The 18,586-nt window shown below is 52.1% G+C and carries 1 protein-coding gene (cut by a window edge); it reads right to left on the bottom strand.

Annotated features, from left to right (window positions below; genetic code table 11):
* Positions 1-18,586, bottom strand: partial view of a non-ribosomal peptide synthase/polyketide synthase gene (locus ACH59B_RS11555; protein ID WP_404303795.1) — the 5' end (the start) only. 23,780 nt of this gene lie to the left of the window's left edge; 18,586 of the gene's 42,366 nt are visible here — the first part of the coding sequence; it begins with the start codon at positions 18,584-18,586; its stop codon lies off the left edge, out of view.

The raw sequence follows: 18,586 nt of genomic DNA, 5'->3' as shown, positions 1-18,586 counted from the left end.
ATTGCAGCAGTCTCGCCACACGCTCCAGCGTTTCTTTACGATACTGCTTACGGCTGTAAGCAATTGTCAAACGCAGTGTGCTTTCCGAGATCATCGCGTTTAAATCCAGCGTGTACGGCAAGCGGGAATGGGCATCCTCTGTCTCCCCTGCATGGTAGGACGACAACGTGATTCCACTGTTTTGCAGATCCTGATCCACCTGCCCCAAATAGTTAAAGCTGATTTCCGGTTCTGCAATCGCACACGATTCACCTGATCCGAACGTAGGGGACAAGTAGCGCCAAATGCCATAGGTCAGCCCTTTATGCGGAATCCGGCGCAAGCCTTCCTTCGTTTCTTTAATCCGCTGAGCCAGTGTCATTTCCTTGCCGGTCTCCAGCAGCACTGGATACAAGCTCGTAAACCAGCCTACGGTACGTGTAATATTCACCTCTGGCAGGATCGCTTCCCGGCCATGGCCCTCCAGGTTCACCAGCACCTGGCCTGCACCTGTCCAGTGGTGCACCGCCAGTCCCAGCGCGGTCAGCAGCAAATCATTGACCTCGGTGTTATAGGCGCGATGGGCCTGCTTTAACAGCTGCTGCGTTTCAGCTTCGGTCCACTCTACCGTCAGCACTTCGCTGTCTGCGTTTAAGGAGCCCTCGTAGGCAAAATCCTTAGGCAGCGGCGTAGCTTCCGCTTTGGCCTGTTCCAGCTGTTTCCAGTACATGTCCTCTGCTGCCGCCTCTGGACGGTTGGCGTAAGAGGATAACTCCCGTGCCCAAGTTTGGAAGGAATCTGTTTTATACGGCAATCGTACGGGCTCGCCCTGGATCGCCTGCTCGTAGCCTGTCGAGAAATCTTCGAACAGAATCCGCCACGACACTCCGTCCACCACCAAGTGGTGAATGGCGATCAGCAGATGGTCGCCCTCAGTGGTTCGGAACCATCCCAGCTTCACCAACGGTCCTGCGGACAGGTCCATGCTGCTTTGGATTTCCGTTGCCTTCACTTCCAGCGCTTCCGCATAAGCGGACTGTTCACGGTAGTCCACTGTTTCCAGCGTATACAGCGTGCCTTCCTCTACAGCCCGTGTCCAAGCCGTATAACCATTGGAAGTCTGACGGAATACCGTACGCAGCGCATCATGATGCTTCACGAGGTGATCCAACACTTGACGAATCGCCGTCTCGTCAAAGCCCTCGGCGCGATAGAGCATGACCGCTTGATTAAAGTGCTGTGGACGCTCGCGCTCCTGCGCAAAGAACCAATGCTGGATCGGAAGTAGCGTCGTTTCCCCGCTCACTTCTTCTTGATCTGCCATACGACGGACCTCATGCATATGCGGTGCCAGGGCTGCAACTGTCGGATATTGGAACAAATCCTTCATGTCCAGCTTATAGCCGGCCTGGAACGCACGGGATGCGATTTGGATGGCTTTGATCGAATCGCCGCCCAGATCAAAGAAATTGTCCAATATACCGACCGTCTGTAGTCCCAGCACGGACTGCCAGACCGCGACCAGCGCGCGTTCTTGCGCCGTACGCGGCTCTGCATAGTCGGCTCCGGTTTGCAGGCTGCCTTCCGGTGCCGGCAATGCCTTGCGGTCGATTTTGCCATTAGGGCTCAGCGGCATTTGCTCCAGCTGTACAAAGTAGGACGGTACCATGTAGCTTGGCAGCTCCCGGCCCAGCTCACTTCTCAGCTCGCTCGCTCCTAGCTCTTGCTCCGCAACATAGTAGGCCACCATTTGTTTTTGGCCCGTTTCATCCGTACGAGCCATGACCACCGCTTCTCGTACCGATTCCACTTGGAGCAGCTGCGTTTCGACCTCGCCTAGTTCAATCCGGTACCCCCGGATTTTCACCTGATGGTCGATCCGGCCCAGATACTCAATGTTCCCGTCCGGCATCCATCTCGCCAAATCGCCGGTGCGGTACATCCGTTCATAGCCTGCTTCCCCGCCAGCAAACGGATCTTTCACAAATTTCTCGGCCGTCAGCTCCGGACGGTTCAGGTAACCGCGGGCTACGCCGACACCACCAATACACAGTTCCCCTGCAACCCCAATCGGCTGCAATTGCTCCGTGCCTTCCTTCACAATGTACAGACGGATATTCTGAATCGGTTTCCCGATCGGAATCACTGCATATTCCTCATCCGGCTCGCAATCAAAGTACGATACGTCCACCGTCGCTTCGGTTGGTCCATACAGGTTGACCAGCTTCGCTCCGGCCAGGCTCGACACGAGCCGCTGGAACCGGGCCACATGCTGTGGCGGCAACGCTTCACCACTGGCAAAGACATGGCGCAGCGTGCCCAGCTTCGCTTGCATTACTTCTCGTGGCTGCTGCTCCACATACTCCAGGAATGCACGCAGCATAGCGGGTACAAAGTGCATTGTAGTCACGCCGTCGCGGGCAATCGTGTCCACGATGTCTTCCGGGTTCTTTTCCCCGCCCACGGACAACAGGCTTACCTTCGAGCCGACCATTGACCACCAGAACAGCTCCCACACCGACACGTCGAAGGTGAAGGCGGTCTTTTGCAGAATCGTATCTTCCGCACTCAAGCCGTAGCGATTATGCATCCACAAAATCCGGTTCAGCACGGAATGGTGCTCCACCATCACGCCCTTCGGTTTTCCCGTGGAGCCAGAGGTATAAATGACATAGGCAACATGATGCGGTCCAGCTAGGGGCTCCAGATTTGAGCCGTCTTCGTGGTAAATGTGCTTGCCATCTTGCTCCTGACGATCCAGTACCAGCACTTGGCCGTCAAAACTCAGCGAGGCTTGCTCCGCCAGATGCGCTTGCGTCAGCACCAGCTTCGCTCCCGAGTCCTCCAGCATAAAGCGGATACGATCGGCCGGATATTCCGGATCAATCGGCACATAGGCTCCGCCGGCCTTCAGGATCGCGTAGATGCCTACGATCATGTCTAATGAACGGTGGACCAGAATGCCCACAGGCTGATCCGGCTGAACCCCTTGCGCACGCAACGTCCGCGCTAAACGGTTGGCTCGTTCGTTCAGCTCCGCGTAGGTCAACGAATCCGCTCCGCACAACACCGCCACTTGCTCCGGTGTATTCGCTGCCTGCTGCTCGAACAGTGCACTTAGCGTTTGGTCCTGCGGATAAGCTGCCGCTGTATCTCCCCACACCTGAACGATCTGTGCCTGCTCTTCCGCTGTCACCAATGCCAGCTCATTCACACGGATATACGGATTGTCTACGATTTGCCCGATGACGTGGTTGATATGACCATAGATACGCTCCATTGCAGACCGGTTATACACCAGCGCATTGTACTCAAGCAGAATAGAGATATCTTCATCAGGCACGACAATCAGGTTAAAATTGTAGTTGGTTTGCTCTGCAAGTTCCACATTGGCAATAGAGAAGCCTGTTTGTGCCTCTGCTTCGCCGGAACCGCCCATCTGCTTCTTCATTTGCTGCCCGATGGGGTAGTTTTCAAAAACCATGATGTGATGAATCAGGTCTTGTTTTTGTTCAGTCCGTGCCTGAATGTCGTAGAGCGGGAACGTGTCATAGACACTGGAGGCCAAAGCCTGTTCCTGTGTACGCTGCAATACGTCAGCAAATGTGGCATCCGGTGCACTGCATATGCGTACCGGAATCGTGTTGATAAACAAACCGATCATGTGCTCCACACCTGGAATTTCTGCCGGACGACCGGATACCACACTACCAAACACAACATCCTGATGATTATTGTATTTCTGTAAAATAACGCCCCAAACGCTTTGCAGCAATGTGTTAATCGTGACATGCTGTTGTTTGGCCATTTGGTTTAATGCGGCACTTCGTTCTTTACCCAACATCAATGGCAGCTTTTCCAAAACATAGCCGGGATTCGAACTGTTACCGCTTCTGTTTGTGTCGTCATCCTGTTCTGCTACAGAAACTTGCGCATTCTCACTAGGCAACAAGGTTTGCTGCTCAAAACCTGCCAAATAGTCACTCCAATAACGAGATGCTTCCTGTGCATCTTGGTGTTCCAACCATTCGATATAGTCACTATACGGCTTGACAGGTGCAAGCTCTGGCTGCTTGTTCTCCAGCAAGGCAAAATATGCACTAAATACTTCGTCCGTCATTAGTGACAGGCACCAGCCGTCCATCACAATATGGTGGAAGCTCCATACAAAACGGTATGAGCGATCGCCCGTGCGGAAAACAGCTACGCGCATAAGCGTATCCTCGCTTAGATCAAAGCCTCTGGCTTTATCCTGAGACACAAATTCAGCTACAGTCTGTTCACACCCTCTGACATCTTCATAACGGAAGCTCGAATCTTTATGACGATAGACGATTTGTAAGGGTTGACCATGCCAGCCACTGTAGAAATTCGTCCGTAATATAGCGTGGCGACTAACCAGCAGCTTTAGGCTTTCCTGGAATATGGACGGTGTAAAGTGGCCCTCAAGGTCAAAGGTTGCCTGCTCAAAATACACGCCGGTTTCTGCATTCATCAAATTATGGAACAGCATTCCCTTTTGCATGGGGGTCAGTGGGTACACATTTTCCAATTCCCCAACCGTCTTGGTCTGTTCCTTAATCGTATCGAATTGCTCCAGGGTCAGACCCTTGAACAGTACATCACTTGGAGTCAATTCGGCCTGCTCCCGTGTCACACAATGCTCGATCACTTCAAGCAGATTGGATTTCAACAGATCAGCCAGCATTTGGACCGTATCTTTACGGAAGGCTTTGCCGTTATACCGAATGTCGAGTTCCAGGATGCCGTTCGTGACGATTCCGCTCACATCGAGCGCATATTTCATCTTCGTCCGGTCACTCACGACCGATCCCATCGAGTAAGGAGACATGCGGATATCGCTGTTTGGCAAGTCTTGATCAAACTGTCCGAGATAGTTAAAGCTTACTTGTGGCTCGGCAAAAGCTTGATGTTGACCAAGGTTCAGTACATCTACTTGCTGAATCGCTTGACCAGATTCACTCAAATATCTCCAGATTCCGTAGCCCATTCCCTTATTCGGAATCTGACGCAGGCTCTCTTTGACCTGTTTGATTCGATCCGACAAAGCATGACCACGACCGATATCCAGCAGCACCGGATATGGACTCGTAAACCAGCCTACCGTACGAGAAATGTCCGTATCCGGCAAAATGTTCTCACGTCCGTGTCCCTCTAGGTTGATCAGGCTACGTTCATGACCGGTCCACGTGTACAGCATCATGCCTAGTGCAGTCAGCAGCAAATCGTTCACTTCCGTGTTGTACGCGCGGTGTGCTTGCTTCAATAGTGTTCCTGTCTCTTCTTCCGTAAGCTGGAAGACCACGGTATCCGTGTCAGCCAAGGTAAACGGTTCGGCCTCCGCTTGATCCTCAGGCAAACGTACTTGGTCAGCCAAAGCAGCAGCGTTCCATTGCTCCCAGTAGGCGTATTCGCTGTCCATGGCTACGCTATTCGCATAGACGGAAAGTTTTTGTGACCAGGAACGGAATGAATCTGTTTTGTCTGGTAACTGGAGCGTCTCTTCACGGATGGCCTGTTCATAGGCTACAGCCAGATCCTCGAATAAAATACGCCATGATACCCCGTCCACGACCAAATGGTGAATCGCCATCAGGAGATGATCCCCATCTGCACAGTGGAACAAACCAGCCTTCAACAGCGGCCCTTCATGCAGTTGGATACTGCTTTGAATTTCACTGGCTTTCGCCTCAATAGCTGCGCTGAGCATGGCTTCATCCGTCAAGTTCGTAAAGTCCACCACATCCAGGTGATACAGCTCACCTTCCTGTACTCCGCGGTTCCAGGCTTCATAGCCTTGCTCGGTCTTGCTGAACACCATCCGCAGTGCATCATGGTGCGCTGTGAGTTTGCCAAGTGCCTGACGCAAAGCGGACTCATCAAAACCCTGCTCCCGGTGCAGCATCACCGCCTGATTAAAGTGATGTACGTCTACTTGCTCCTGGGCAAAGAACCAATGCTGGATGGGAGACAAAGTTGTTTCCTCGCTCACTTCTCCCTGATCTACCCTACGACTTACCTCGTGCATATGCGGTGCCAGTGTTGCGACGGTTGGGTAGCGGAACAAATCTTTCATGTCCAGCTTGTAGCCTGCCTGGAACGCACGCGATACGATTTGAATCGCCTTGATCGAATCGCCGCCCAGGTCAAAGAAATTGTCCAAAATCCCGACAGTTGCCACGCCTAGGACGGACTGCCAGATCGCTACGAGTGCTCGTTCGGCTACCGTACGTGGCGCTACATACTCCGCACCGCTGTGCAGACTACCTTCCGGTGCTGGCAGGGACTTGCGGTCGATTTTGCCGTTCGGTGTCAGCGGCATCTGCTCCAACCAGATGAAATACGACGGCACCATATAGCTGGGCAGCGCTTGTCCCAGCTTTTGTCTCAGCTCATTAGCTCCAAGCTCTTGACTTGCCACGTAGTACGCCACTAACAATGTTTGACCTGTTTCGTCCGTGCGGGCCATGATGACTGCTTCTTGTACGGACTCCACCTGCAGCAGCTGCGATTCGATCTCGCCCAGTTCGATCCGGTAGCCCCGGATTTTAATCTGGTGATCCATCCGCCCCAAATATTCAATGTTACCGTCCGGCATCCATCTCGCCAAATCGCCTGTACGATACATTCGCTCATGGCCTGCCTTGCCACCAGCGAACGGATGATTTACAAATTTCTCGGCCGTCAGTTCTTCACGTTTCCAGTACCCGCGGGCCAGTCCTTCCCCTCCAATACATAATTCACCCGGCACACCGACGGGCTGCAATTCCCCATTCGCATTCATGATATATATTTGGGTATTCGCGATAGGACGTCCGATGTTAATTTGTTGAGCATGGGTCAGTTCCTGTACGGTCGACCACACCGTCGTTTCTGTAGGTCCGTACATGTTATAAATCCGGGGACCGTTTATTTCTTGCAGTGCTGCAAGCAGCTTGGACGGCAGGGCTTCGCCCCCCACCATTATAGCCTTCACGCCTTGCAGCGCGCGGGAGCCTGCTTCATGACCCAGCAGCATTTGCAACCGGGACGGCGTCATTTGCAGCATTTCAATATGATGATAAGCAATCAATTCACCCAGCGCCTGAGGATTCACCTGATGCTGGTGGTCGCCAAGCACCACCGTCATTCCACCCAACAGGGGCAGGATGGTCTCCAAGACGAAAATATCGAATGAAATGGTCGTCAGTGACAACATCGTTTGGCTCGTTTCAAAGTCAATGACTCCGCGCATCCCGGTAATAAAGTTGAGGACCGAGCTATGCTGGAGCATAACTCCTTTCGGATTACCAGTCGAACCAGAGGTATAGATGACGTAAGCCAAATGCTCTGGGCGGGCAACCGATTCCAGGTTACTGCTTTCTCCCTGATACAATGCCGCATCCTCAAGAAATAGGGCATTGGCGTGGCAATGGTGCTCTTCTGCCAAATCACGACGGGTCAGAAGCACTGCGGCCTCGCTGTCTTCCAGCATGTATTGAATACGAGAGGACGGAAATTCGGGATCAATTGGCACATAAGCTCCGCCTGCTTTTAGCACGGCCAGCAGACCCACGATCATTTCCACGGAGCGCTGCACCATCAGACCGACCAGTTTGTCAGGTCCTACTCCCTGTGCTTGAAGCACTCGTGCCAGCGAATTCGCCCGTTCATTCAGCTCCCGATACGTCAGACGCTGATGTCCAAATACCAATGCCACCTGATCCGGCGTACACTCCACCTGCTCCTCGAACAGCTGATGGATCGTCTGATGAGACGGAAATGCACAAGCGGTATCATTAAAGGCCGCTGTAATTTGCTGTTTTTCCGCTGCTGTGAGTAGTTCCAGCTCTTCCACCCGAACATGCGGGTTGAGCGAAATTTGCTCCAAGAGACGCGCAAAATGTCCATACAGGCGCTCAATACCTGCTTGATCAAAGCTGAGCGTGTTATACATAAAACGAATCTTGATGCCTTCACCTGGCATCACGACAACGTTCAGATCGTAGTTGGTTTCCTCTGTAGACACCACATTTGAAATTGTGAAGGGATCCTGTCCATCACTGCCCAGTTGCTCTACCTGCTGCTCCACCGGGTAATTTTCAAATATCATAATATGGTTGATTAAATCCTGCTTCTGCTCGGTCAGCGCTTGAATTTCATACAGCGGGAACGCATCGTAGGCATTGGAAGCCAGCGCCTGCCGCTGTGTTCGTTTCATCAGCTCAACAAAGCTTTCGCCTGGTTCAGACTGCACACGCACTGGAATTGTATTGATAAATAGCCCGATCATGTGCTCCACACCTGGAATATCCCCTGGACGGCCGGATACAACACTGCCGAACACGACATCCGTACTGTTGTTATACTTCTGCAACAGAACGCCCCATACGGTCTGAATCAGCGTGTTGATCGTCACCTGATTTTGCTTCGCCACCCGTTCGATCTGGGCAACCAGCTCTGGCTGGAATTCGCAATCCAGATCTTCAGCGATATATTCCCCGTCTTGCATCGATTTCGGCTGTGCTTTTTGCTGCGGAAGCGTAATTTGCTGCTCATAGTCCGCCAGATACCCACGCCAGTATTGCAGGGCTGCCTCACGGTCCTGACGTTCCAGCCATTCGATAAAACGACTGAACGGCGTGACAGGCTCCAGCACTGGCTCATCACCCGCACGCAGTGCCAGATAGCTACCGAATACTTCCTGTGTCATAAAGGACAAGCACCAGCCATCCATCAAAATGTGATGGAAGCTCCAGATAAAGTGATACGTTTCATCCCCGGTTTGCAGGATCGAGATACGAAGGAGTGCATCCTCTGCGAGATTAAATCCCTTCGCTTTATCGGCAAGGGTAAAAGCCTCCACACGCGCCTTTCGTTCCTCTTTTTCTAGTCCGCGCAGGTCTTCATAATATAATTGTCCGCTGCGATGGCGGAAGACGACCTGTACAGGCTCGTCCTTCCATGAACTGATAAAGTTCGTCCGCAGGGCCTCATGACGCTGTACGAGCAAATCCAAGCTCTTACCGAAAGTAACCACATCGAAGCGCCCATTCAACTCAAAGGATGCCTGCTCAAAATAAGCCGCCGAATTCTCATCCATCAGGCTGAAAAAGAGCATACCCTTTTGCATCGGTGTCAAAGCATATACATTTTCCAGCTCGCCCAGATCTCGCGTATCTTCCACCAATTGCTCCAGTTCGTCTAGCGTTACCTGTTTTAACAGCACATCACTTGGGGTCAGCACCGTTCTTTCTTGGGTGACACAATGATGAATGACCTCACGCAAGCCAGATGCCAGCAGCTCTCCCAGCCGCTCCATCGTTTCATGACGGAACTGTGTTGTGCCGTAGCGGATCGTGAACACCAACTCGCCATCTTCGATTAATCCGTTGATATCCAGCGCAAAATCCATAGTCGCGTTCGTGCTGACAGGCACACCAATGGAATAGGATGAAGGCTGTAAATCGTTGCCTTTATAATCCTGATCGAATTGGCCTAAATAGTTAAAACTGATCTCAGGCTGAGTCTCTAACTGCACGCCTGCTTTCTCCAGCACATTTAGATCCGACAGGTAGCGTAAAATCCCATAGCCGATGCCTTTTTGCGGAATATGACGCAGCCCTTCTTTGGTCCGCTTGATCAGGCGAGCAGTATGTCCCCCTTCTCCCAGACTTCCATCCAGGACAACCGGGAATTGGCTCGTAAACCAGCCGACCGTGCGCGTAATATCCACATCCGGCACAATGGCTTCCCGTCCATGGCCCTCCAAGTTGATCAGCACTCGTTCAGAACCCGACCAGTCATAGACGGCTTTTCCGAGCGCGGCTAGCAACAGGTCATTCATTTCCGTGTTGTACGCGCGATGAGCTTGTTTGAGCAACTGCTCAGTTTCCTGCTTCGTCCAGCGGACCGTCACCACCTCACTGTCTCCCAGCCGTGCCTTGTCATTCGCAAAATCCTTCGGCAAAGGCTTCGCGAGGCTTGCTTCGGCTTGTTCGATATGCTGCCAGTAGGCCAGCTCCCGCTCCATCGCCGCACTGTTGGCATAGGCTGACAGTTGTTTGGCCCATACCTGGAACGAATCTGTTTTATGCGGCAGCCGAATAGCTGTGCCGGTTTGACCTGCAACTGCCTGCTCATAACCAGATGCCAAATCCTCCAGCAAAATACGCCACGATACACCGTCCACCACCAAATGATGAATGACGATTAATACATGGTCGCCCTCAGCGCAATGGAACAGACCGAGCTTCACCAGCGGACCCGCGCTCAAATGAATGCTGGCTTGAATTTCACTCGCCTTGGCTTCGATAGCGCTGGATTCGTCTTCCACTCTGCTGAAATCTACAATGTCCAGCGTGTATAGCTCGCCTTCCTCTACACTGCGGTTCCAAGCGGCATAACCCTGCTCCGTCTCACGGAATACCGTGCGCAGTGCGTCATGATGCTGGACCATACGGTCCATCGTACGGCGTAGCGCGTCGACGTCAAAGCCCCCAGCTCGGTACAGCATCATCGCCTGGTTGCTGTGGTGCAGATCAGCCGGCTGCTGCTCGAAGAACCAGCGCTGAATAGGTGTCAGTTCCACCTGGCCTACTGCCTCTTCCTGACTGGCCATCTTGCCATCTGTACGAAGCAACGGACTGAGTGCCGCTACCGTCGGATGGCTGAAGAGGTCTTTCATGTTCAGTCGATAACCTGCCTGCAGCAAGCGGGAGGATACTTGCAAGGCTTTGATCGAATCGCCGCCCAGCTCGAAGAAGTTATCCTGCGTGCCTACGGCATCCATGCCAAGCACTGCGGCCCATACCGCAGCCAGTACCTGCTCCACCGTAGTACGCGGTGCCACATAGGCTGCTCCCGTATGGATGCTGCCTTCCGGTTCCGGCAAAGCCTTGCGGTCGATTTTGCCGTTGCTGGTCAGCGGGATCGTCTCCAGTCGCATCAGGCGTGCAGGCACCATGTGCGCTGGCAGTCCGGCTTCCAGCTCTGCTTGTACTTCCTCGATCCGCAGCTCGGCTTCTCCCGTGATGTATCCGCACAAATACTTGTGTCCACGCTCGTCCGTCCGGTCGATGACTACAGCTTGTCGCACACCTGGTACCCGCTGAATTACGGTTTCTATCTCGCCCAGCTCGATCCGATATCCCCGGATTTTGACTTGATAGTCCATCCGGCCGATAAAGTCTACATTGCCGTCTGGCATCCACCGCGCCAAATCGCCGGTGCGATACAAACGTTCACCCGGTACGTACGGGTTCGCTACGAATTTCTCGGCCGTCAGGTCCGCACGGTTCAGGTATCCCCGTGCGACCCCGGCACCGCCAATGCATAGCTCACCCAGTACGCCGATCGGCACTGGATTCAGTTGGCTGTCTACGATGTAGAAACGGGCGTTCAGCCATGCCTGACCAATCGGCACATTCCCGCTGCTTGGCAGCTTTGACAGCTCTTCGTCGTAGAAGCTGGAGTCAATCGCCGCTTCCGTGACGCCATAGCTGTTGATGATGCGGATGTCCGCACCAAACCGTTCTTGCAGCACTCGGTAGTCCGTCACGCTACAGCTATCTGAGCTCGTGATCAGCAGTTCCAGACTGCTCATGTCCAGTCCGTGCTCGTACACATGCTGCATAAACGATACGATCAAGGCTGGAGTCGATTCGAACACGGTAATCTGATAATCACGAATCCAGCCATATAGACGGCTTGGATCAATCCGGTCGTCTTTCGGACAGATGACCATCGTGCCGCCGTTATAGAGCGTCCGTGCAATATCGCCGACGAACACGTCGAAGGAGAAGCTCGCCAGTTGCAGCAGACGTACCGGGAACTGGTTCAGACGGTAATCCCGGCGATAGGCCGCAGCCGTGTTCACCAAGCTGCGATGCTCGATCATGACGCCTTTTGGACGCCCCGTTGTACCGGACGTATAGATCACATACGCCAAGTCTTGCGGCTCGTTGATACGTTCAATATCCGTGGTATCCCCGGTGTACAGCGACTCATCGTCAAGTGCCAATACAGTACGCAGACGCAGCCCAGTTACCGGTTCAGATGCTGCTTCGCTGTCAGACTTCGAATCTGCTTTCAAGCTCAAACTTTCGTTCCGGTTGTCTCTTTCCATCATTTCAACGCCAGCCGCTGTTTCCAGTTCGCCCTCGCTCTTTCCTTCGCCCATAGCCCATTGGCTTTCCTCCAGCCAACCCTGTGCGCGCTCCTGCAAGCCGATTTGCGTGAGCAGCACCGTCGCACCGCTGTCCTCCAGCATGAAACGAATGCGATCGGACGGATAGTCTGCATCCAGCGGCACATATGCACCTCCGGACTTCCATACCGCTAGTACGCCGACCAGCATGTCTACCGAACGCTCGCTCAAGATGCCGACAATCGATTCGCATCCAATGCCCTCATTCCGCAATCTACGGGCAAGCTGGTTCCCACGCTCGTTCAACTCGCGGTACGTAAGCTGCCGCTCCTCGTATACAACGGCCACGTGATCCGGCACAAGCTGCGCTTGTTCTTCCACATAGGCGTGGAACAACAATTCCGATTCCTTTTCATCACTCCATGCAGCTACGCCTACGGATCCAAAACCATCGATGATGTTCGCTTTTTCCGCAGCAGTCACCAGCTCAAGCTCGTCCACCAGCGCATCTGGTCTGTGAATCGCTTCTTCAATCATATGCAGCAAATGCTCACGGATTTGCTCTACAGCTGTACGTTCCAACACCTGCGCGTTGTACTCCAAATGGACATGGATTTCATCGCCTGGCACCACGGTGATGTTGAAATCATAGTTTGTTTGCTCTGACATGGAAGCATTGGCAATCGTAAAGCCATTGTTCCCGCGGCTACCCATCTGCTCCATGCGCTGTTCCACGGGGTAGTTTTCAAACACGATAATATGGTTCACCAGGTCCTGCTTCTGCTCGGTCAGGGCCTGAATTTCATATAACGGATAGGTTTCATAGGCACGGGAAGCCAGTGCCTGCTCCTGAATCTGCTTCATCAGCCCAGCAAATGTCATCTCTTTCTCACTGTGAATCCGTACAGGAACGGTGTTAATGAACAACCCAATCATTTTATCGATGCCCGGAATATCTGCTGATCTGCCGGAGACGACACTGCCAAATACCACATCCCGACTGTTGTTATACCGCTGTAGCACAACGCCCCACGCTGCTTGCAGGAGTGTGTTGACCGTCACTTGCTTTTGCTTAACCAGCTTGTTCATCCGCTCCGTCACTTCACGGCCCAGTGTAAATGAAAGCTTGTCCGCTTCATATGCTTTTGCGTGACCGTCCAGCTGTTTGACCTGCGGCAATACGGTCTGCTGCTCAAAACCTGCAAAATAATCACGCCAGAACCGTTCTGCCTCCGCGTTGTCCTGTCGATCCAGCCATTCAATATATTCACTGTATGGCGTTACCGGGGCAAGCTCCGGCTTGCGGTCTTCAAGGATGGAAAAGTACGTATGAAACGCTTCCCCGACAACCAGGAACAAGCACCAGCCGTCCATCAAAATATGATGGAAGCTCCATACAAAACGGTACGACTCCTCACCTGTACGTAAAATAGACACCCGCATCAGCTCGTCGGAGCTGAAATGAAAGCCTGCCGCTTTGTCACGTTCAGCAAAATCAGCAAGGTATGCGGCCTGCTCTCCTGGTTCCATCGAACGCACATCTTCAAACCGGAATCCAGCCGCTTTATGGCGGTACACCACCTGTAAAGGCTGCTCATTCCAGCCACTATAAAAATTTGTTCTGAATATTTGATGGCGCTCCACCAACTGGTTTAGGCTTTCGGCAAAAGCCTCCACTTGAAAGTGGCCTTGCAGATCAAATGTCGCCTGCTCAAAGTACGCCCCGGATTGCGGCTCCATGAAGCCGTGGAACAGGATGCCTTTTTGCATAGGGGTTAACGAATAAATGTTTTCCAGTTCTCCCGCAGCAGCCGTCTGCTCTACAATATGATCCAGCTCTACAGCCGTCAGTCCTTGGAAGGACAAGTCGCTTGGGGTCAGCTCCGGCAACTCTTTGGCCACACAGTGAGCCAACACCTCGCGCAAGCTCTCCTGCAGCAGATCAGCCAGTTTTTTAATCGATTTTTTCATAAACATTTTGTTGCTGTAGCTGATCGTCAGTTCCAGGGCACCGTCCGTGATCATGCCGTTGATATCCAGAGCATACCGCTTGGTCAACGTGTCACTCATGGAAGCTCCGACGGAATAAGGAGACATGCGGAATGCATTCTGCTTCAAATCCTGATCGAATTGGCCGAGATAGTTAAAGCTGATTTCCGGCTCGGCCACAAAAGTGGCTTCTTCTGCCCTGTCAGCAAGATATCTCAAAATTCCGTATCCAATCCCTTTATGCGGCAAACGGCGTAGCCCTTCCTTGACGTTCTTGACACGCTGTCCCACATTCCGGTCCTCGCCCATATCCAGGACCACTGGAAATTGGCTGGTAAACCAACCGACGGTGCGCGTAATATCCATATCCGGCAAAATGGCTTCCCGTCCATGCCCCTCCAGATTCACAAGCACCTGACCGATGCCTGCCCACTCCTGAACGGCTGTACCCAGAGCTGTGAGCAGCAGGTCGTTTGCTTCTGTACTGTAGGCCCGATGAGCTTGTTTCAAGAATTGTTCCGTTTCTTCGACCGTCCACGCTACGGTCAGTGTCCGATCATCGCGAAGCTGTGGTTTGGCCTGAGACTTACGAGTGTAATCCTTAGGCAATGCCTCTTGTGCAGCACCAGCTCGCTCCACCTGCTCCCAATACGCACGCTCCTTCTCTAATGCTGCGCTAGTCGCATAGGTTGACAGCTGATCCGCCCACAGACGGAAGGAATCCGTCTTATTCGGTAAACGGACAGACTCGCCCCGTAAAGCCTGTTCATAGCCGGATGCCAGATCCTCCAGCAAAATACGCCAAGACACGCCGTCGACCACCAAATGGTGGATCGCTACCAACAAATGGTCTCCATCGGTGCAACGGAACAGACCCAGCTTCACTAGCGGTCCTTCATGTAGATGGATGCTACTTTGAATTTCGCTAGCTTTGCTCTCCAGCAAATGGGCAAAGTCAGACTCCTGGGTATAATCCACCACTTCGAGGTTATACAGCTCTCCTTCTTGCACGCCACGGTTCCATGCTTCATAACCACCCTCTGCATTTTGGCGGAATACGATGCGCAAAGCATCATGATGCTCGACAATGCATTGCAATGTTTGATGAAGCGCCGTTTCGTCCAAACGATCCTCACGGTGCAGCATCAGAGCCTGGTTATAGTGCTCAGGATTAGATGGCTGCTGTTCAATAAACCAGTGCTGAATTGGTGTCAAGGCCACGTTTCCTCTGACTTCTCCTTGATCGGACACGCGGGTCACCCGCTGCACCCGTCCATTCAGCTCAGCAATCGTTGGATACTGGAACAGTTCTCTCATTTCCAGCTTGTAACCATTTTGCAGCAATCTCGAAGACACCTGGATGGCCTTAATCGAGTCGCCTCCCAAATGGAAGAAGTTATCCAGTACACCAATTTGTTCGATACCCAGTACAGATTGCCATACCGATACCAATATCCGCTCTACCTCATTACGGGCGGCTACATAATCCTCGCCGGAATCCACGCTTCCCTCCGGCTGTGGCAACGCCCGCCGATCCACCTTGCCATTCGGTGTCAACGGCAATTGCTCCATCTGTACAAAATACGACGGCACCATGTAACCTGGCAATTCCTGGCTCAAGGCGCTTCGTAGCTCACTTGCCGTAATATCCGCAAGGGTGACTACATATGCGCAAAGCTGTTTTTGTCCCTGCTCATCCTCACGTGCAATGACGACGGCTTCTTGCACCGCCTCCAGCTTCAACAGCTGCGCTTCCACCTCGCCCAATTCAATCCGGTAGCCACGGATTTTCACTTGCGCGTCGATCCGTCCTTTGTATTCCAGCGTCCCGTCCTCATTCCAGCGAACCAAATCGCCTGTACGGTAGCAACGCTCTCCACTGCGGAACGGACTATCTATGAACTTTTCAGCTGTTAAATCAGGACGATTCCGGTAGCCACGTGCCACCCCGTCGCCGCCGACGATCAGTTCACCCCATGCCCCCACAGGCTGAAGTTGCATGGAACGATCTACGACATACGCTGTGGAGTTGTGGATCGGACGCCCGATTGGCACTGCTTCCGATTGCACGCCAGCAATCGCATGAGTTGTAGAAAAAGTTGTATTTTCCGTCGGGCCATAGCCATTGATAATCCGTAGGGACGGATGAGCCTCAAGCACCCGGTTAATGTGCGGTACGGACAGCACATCACCGCCGACCAACAGTTCTTGTACCCCCTCAAACAACTCCAGATCCTGCTGGGATAGCTGGTTAAAGAGTGGCGCAGTCAGCCACATTGTTGTAATACCATGGCTGCGGACAGCTTCCTTGAGCTTCGGAGCGTCCAAAATAACATCCTGACTTACCAGTACAAGCTGTCCTCCATTCAGCAACGCACCCCAAATTTCGAAGGTGGACGCGTCAAAGACAACGGCGCCGGTTTGCAAAATGCGCGTGTCAGCACCCAGTTGCGCATAGTTTGTATTTTTCACCAAGCGCACAACATTGCGGTGTTCTACCATAACCCCTTTAGGCTGTCCGGTCGTACCCGAAGTGTACATAAGATAGGCAAGTCGATTACCAAATGTATGTGCTCCAGTAGTACTGTCTACGACAGACGAAGAAGATTCCTTTAAAAGGTCATTTTTCAGATTCGAATAATAGGTAAAATCTGCATGACTAGCTTCGTTTTGTTCCCCATGTATGTTATTTGCATCTTGATTATTCTCTGCCCCGTACACAGCGGCATCGCTCAGATCCAGCACAATTCCGGTGTAATCCTCCGGTTGCTGTTTCGCATGCTGCACCAGCAGCAACTCCGCTCCCGAATCTTCCAATAGGTAGCGCACACGTTCAGCCGGATAATCAGGGTCAATCGGCACATATGCGCCGCCCGCTTTGAGAATCGCCAGCATGCCGACGATCATATCTACGGAACGCTCAGCAACGATACCTACAGTTCGCTCAGCGGTAACACCGTTCCCGCGCAGCGTGTGAGCCAGCCGATTGGCTTTTACATTCAATTCGCCATAAGTTAAATGGGCGTTGTCAGACACAACTGCTGTCTGATTCGGTGTACGTGCCGCCTGTTCCTCAAACAGCTCATGAATGCCTGCTTCGTGTGGGTATTCCACTGCTGTAGCATTGAATACGTCGACGATTTCCACCCGTTCTTCCTCACTGATCAGCGACAATTCCTCTATCCGCTTGTGTGGGCCCTGTACCATATGCTCCGCCACACTCAAAAATTGTTGAATAATTCGAGCAATTTCCTGCTCACTAAACAGCTCGGTACGATAATCCAGGTATAATACGAGTCTATCGTCATCCAGCATTTCAACCATGTGAATATCGAAGTCGTTCACTGTATCTCCGCAGAAATCGTTATCCACCTGCTGAATCGCTTCATCAAAACGGGAGAAGCTCAAGGTACGGTACTGAATAGATGCCCCAAATAAACGTTGGATGTCCAGACTACTTTGCTGTTCGCGTAAATCTTGAATAATTTTGTTGTACGGGTAACGCTGATGCCGCAAAATGGACGCCTGCTCCTTCCCTACACCCTGCAAGAAGGCCAGCAGTTCGGATTCCGGTTCGACCAACAGACGAGTAGCCACGGTGCTGACGAACATGCCGATGGTATCCTTTTCTTTCTTAGACGTACGGTTGGCATAGAGAGTCCCTACGGTTAAGTCCTGCTCACCCGTCACTTTATGCAAATAAATATACAGAGCCGCCAGAAAGAACGTGAAAATACTGATTTTATGTTCCTCGCAAAAAGCCGTAACACCACGATACAATTCATGCTTCAGTATAAAACTCTCCCGGCGTGCAGCTGTGCTCAGTGTCAGCGGGTTATATGATTTTAAGCCTGTGGTCTCTGGCAAATCAGCAAACTTTTCCGTCCAATACGTCTTGTCCTTTTGATAACGGTCAGATTGCTCATAGCTTTGCTCTACCTGAATAAAATCCAGATAAGGATTGCCTTTGGTCGGTGCATCCTGACCTGTACCATGCACAATATTCATATAATGTCCGGTGATTTCATTAATGGCCTGATTCATGGACACGCCGTCCGAAATAATATGATGCATTTTAAAATTGAACCAGGTTTCTTCTACCCCTAGCTGTAAAATAACAAATCGGTACAGCTGCGAATCCAACAATGAGAACGGTTGTGGATTATGGCGCTTTAACCATTCATTCGCTTCTTCCGGGGTTACTTGAAGCGTTTCAATATTTTCCGCTGTAAACGGCTCTACATATTGATATGGGATTCCATCCTGAGCAGTGATTTTGATACGGAAAGAATCGTTTTGGGCAATCACTCGGTTCATTGCTTGCTGCAATGCATCTATACGAACAGTTCCTCTAATTTTTACAGTACCGATAATGGTTGAAGTGTTCCGATGAGGATACAAAAGCTCCGTATACCAAATACGTTGCTGTGGCTGGCTTAAGGAAAACAATTGAACATCTTGCTGTGTCAT

The organism is Paenibacillus sp. DP01, assembly GCF_044784315.1.
Classification (GTDB): domain Bacteria; phylum Bacillota; class Bacilli; order Paenibacillales; family Paenibacillaceae; genus Paenibacillus; species Paenibacillus polymyxa.
Note: the sequence above shows the minus strand (reverse complement) of the source record. Positions and strands in the feature narration are given on the sequence as shown.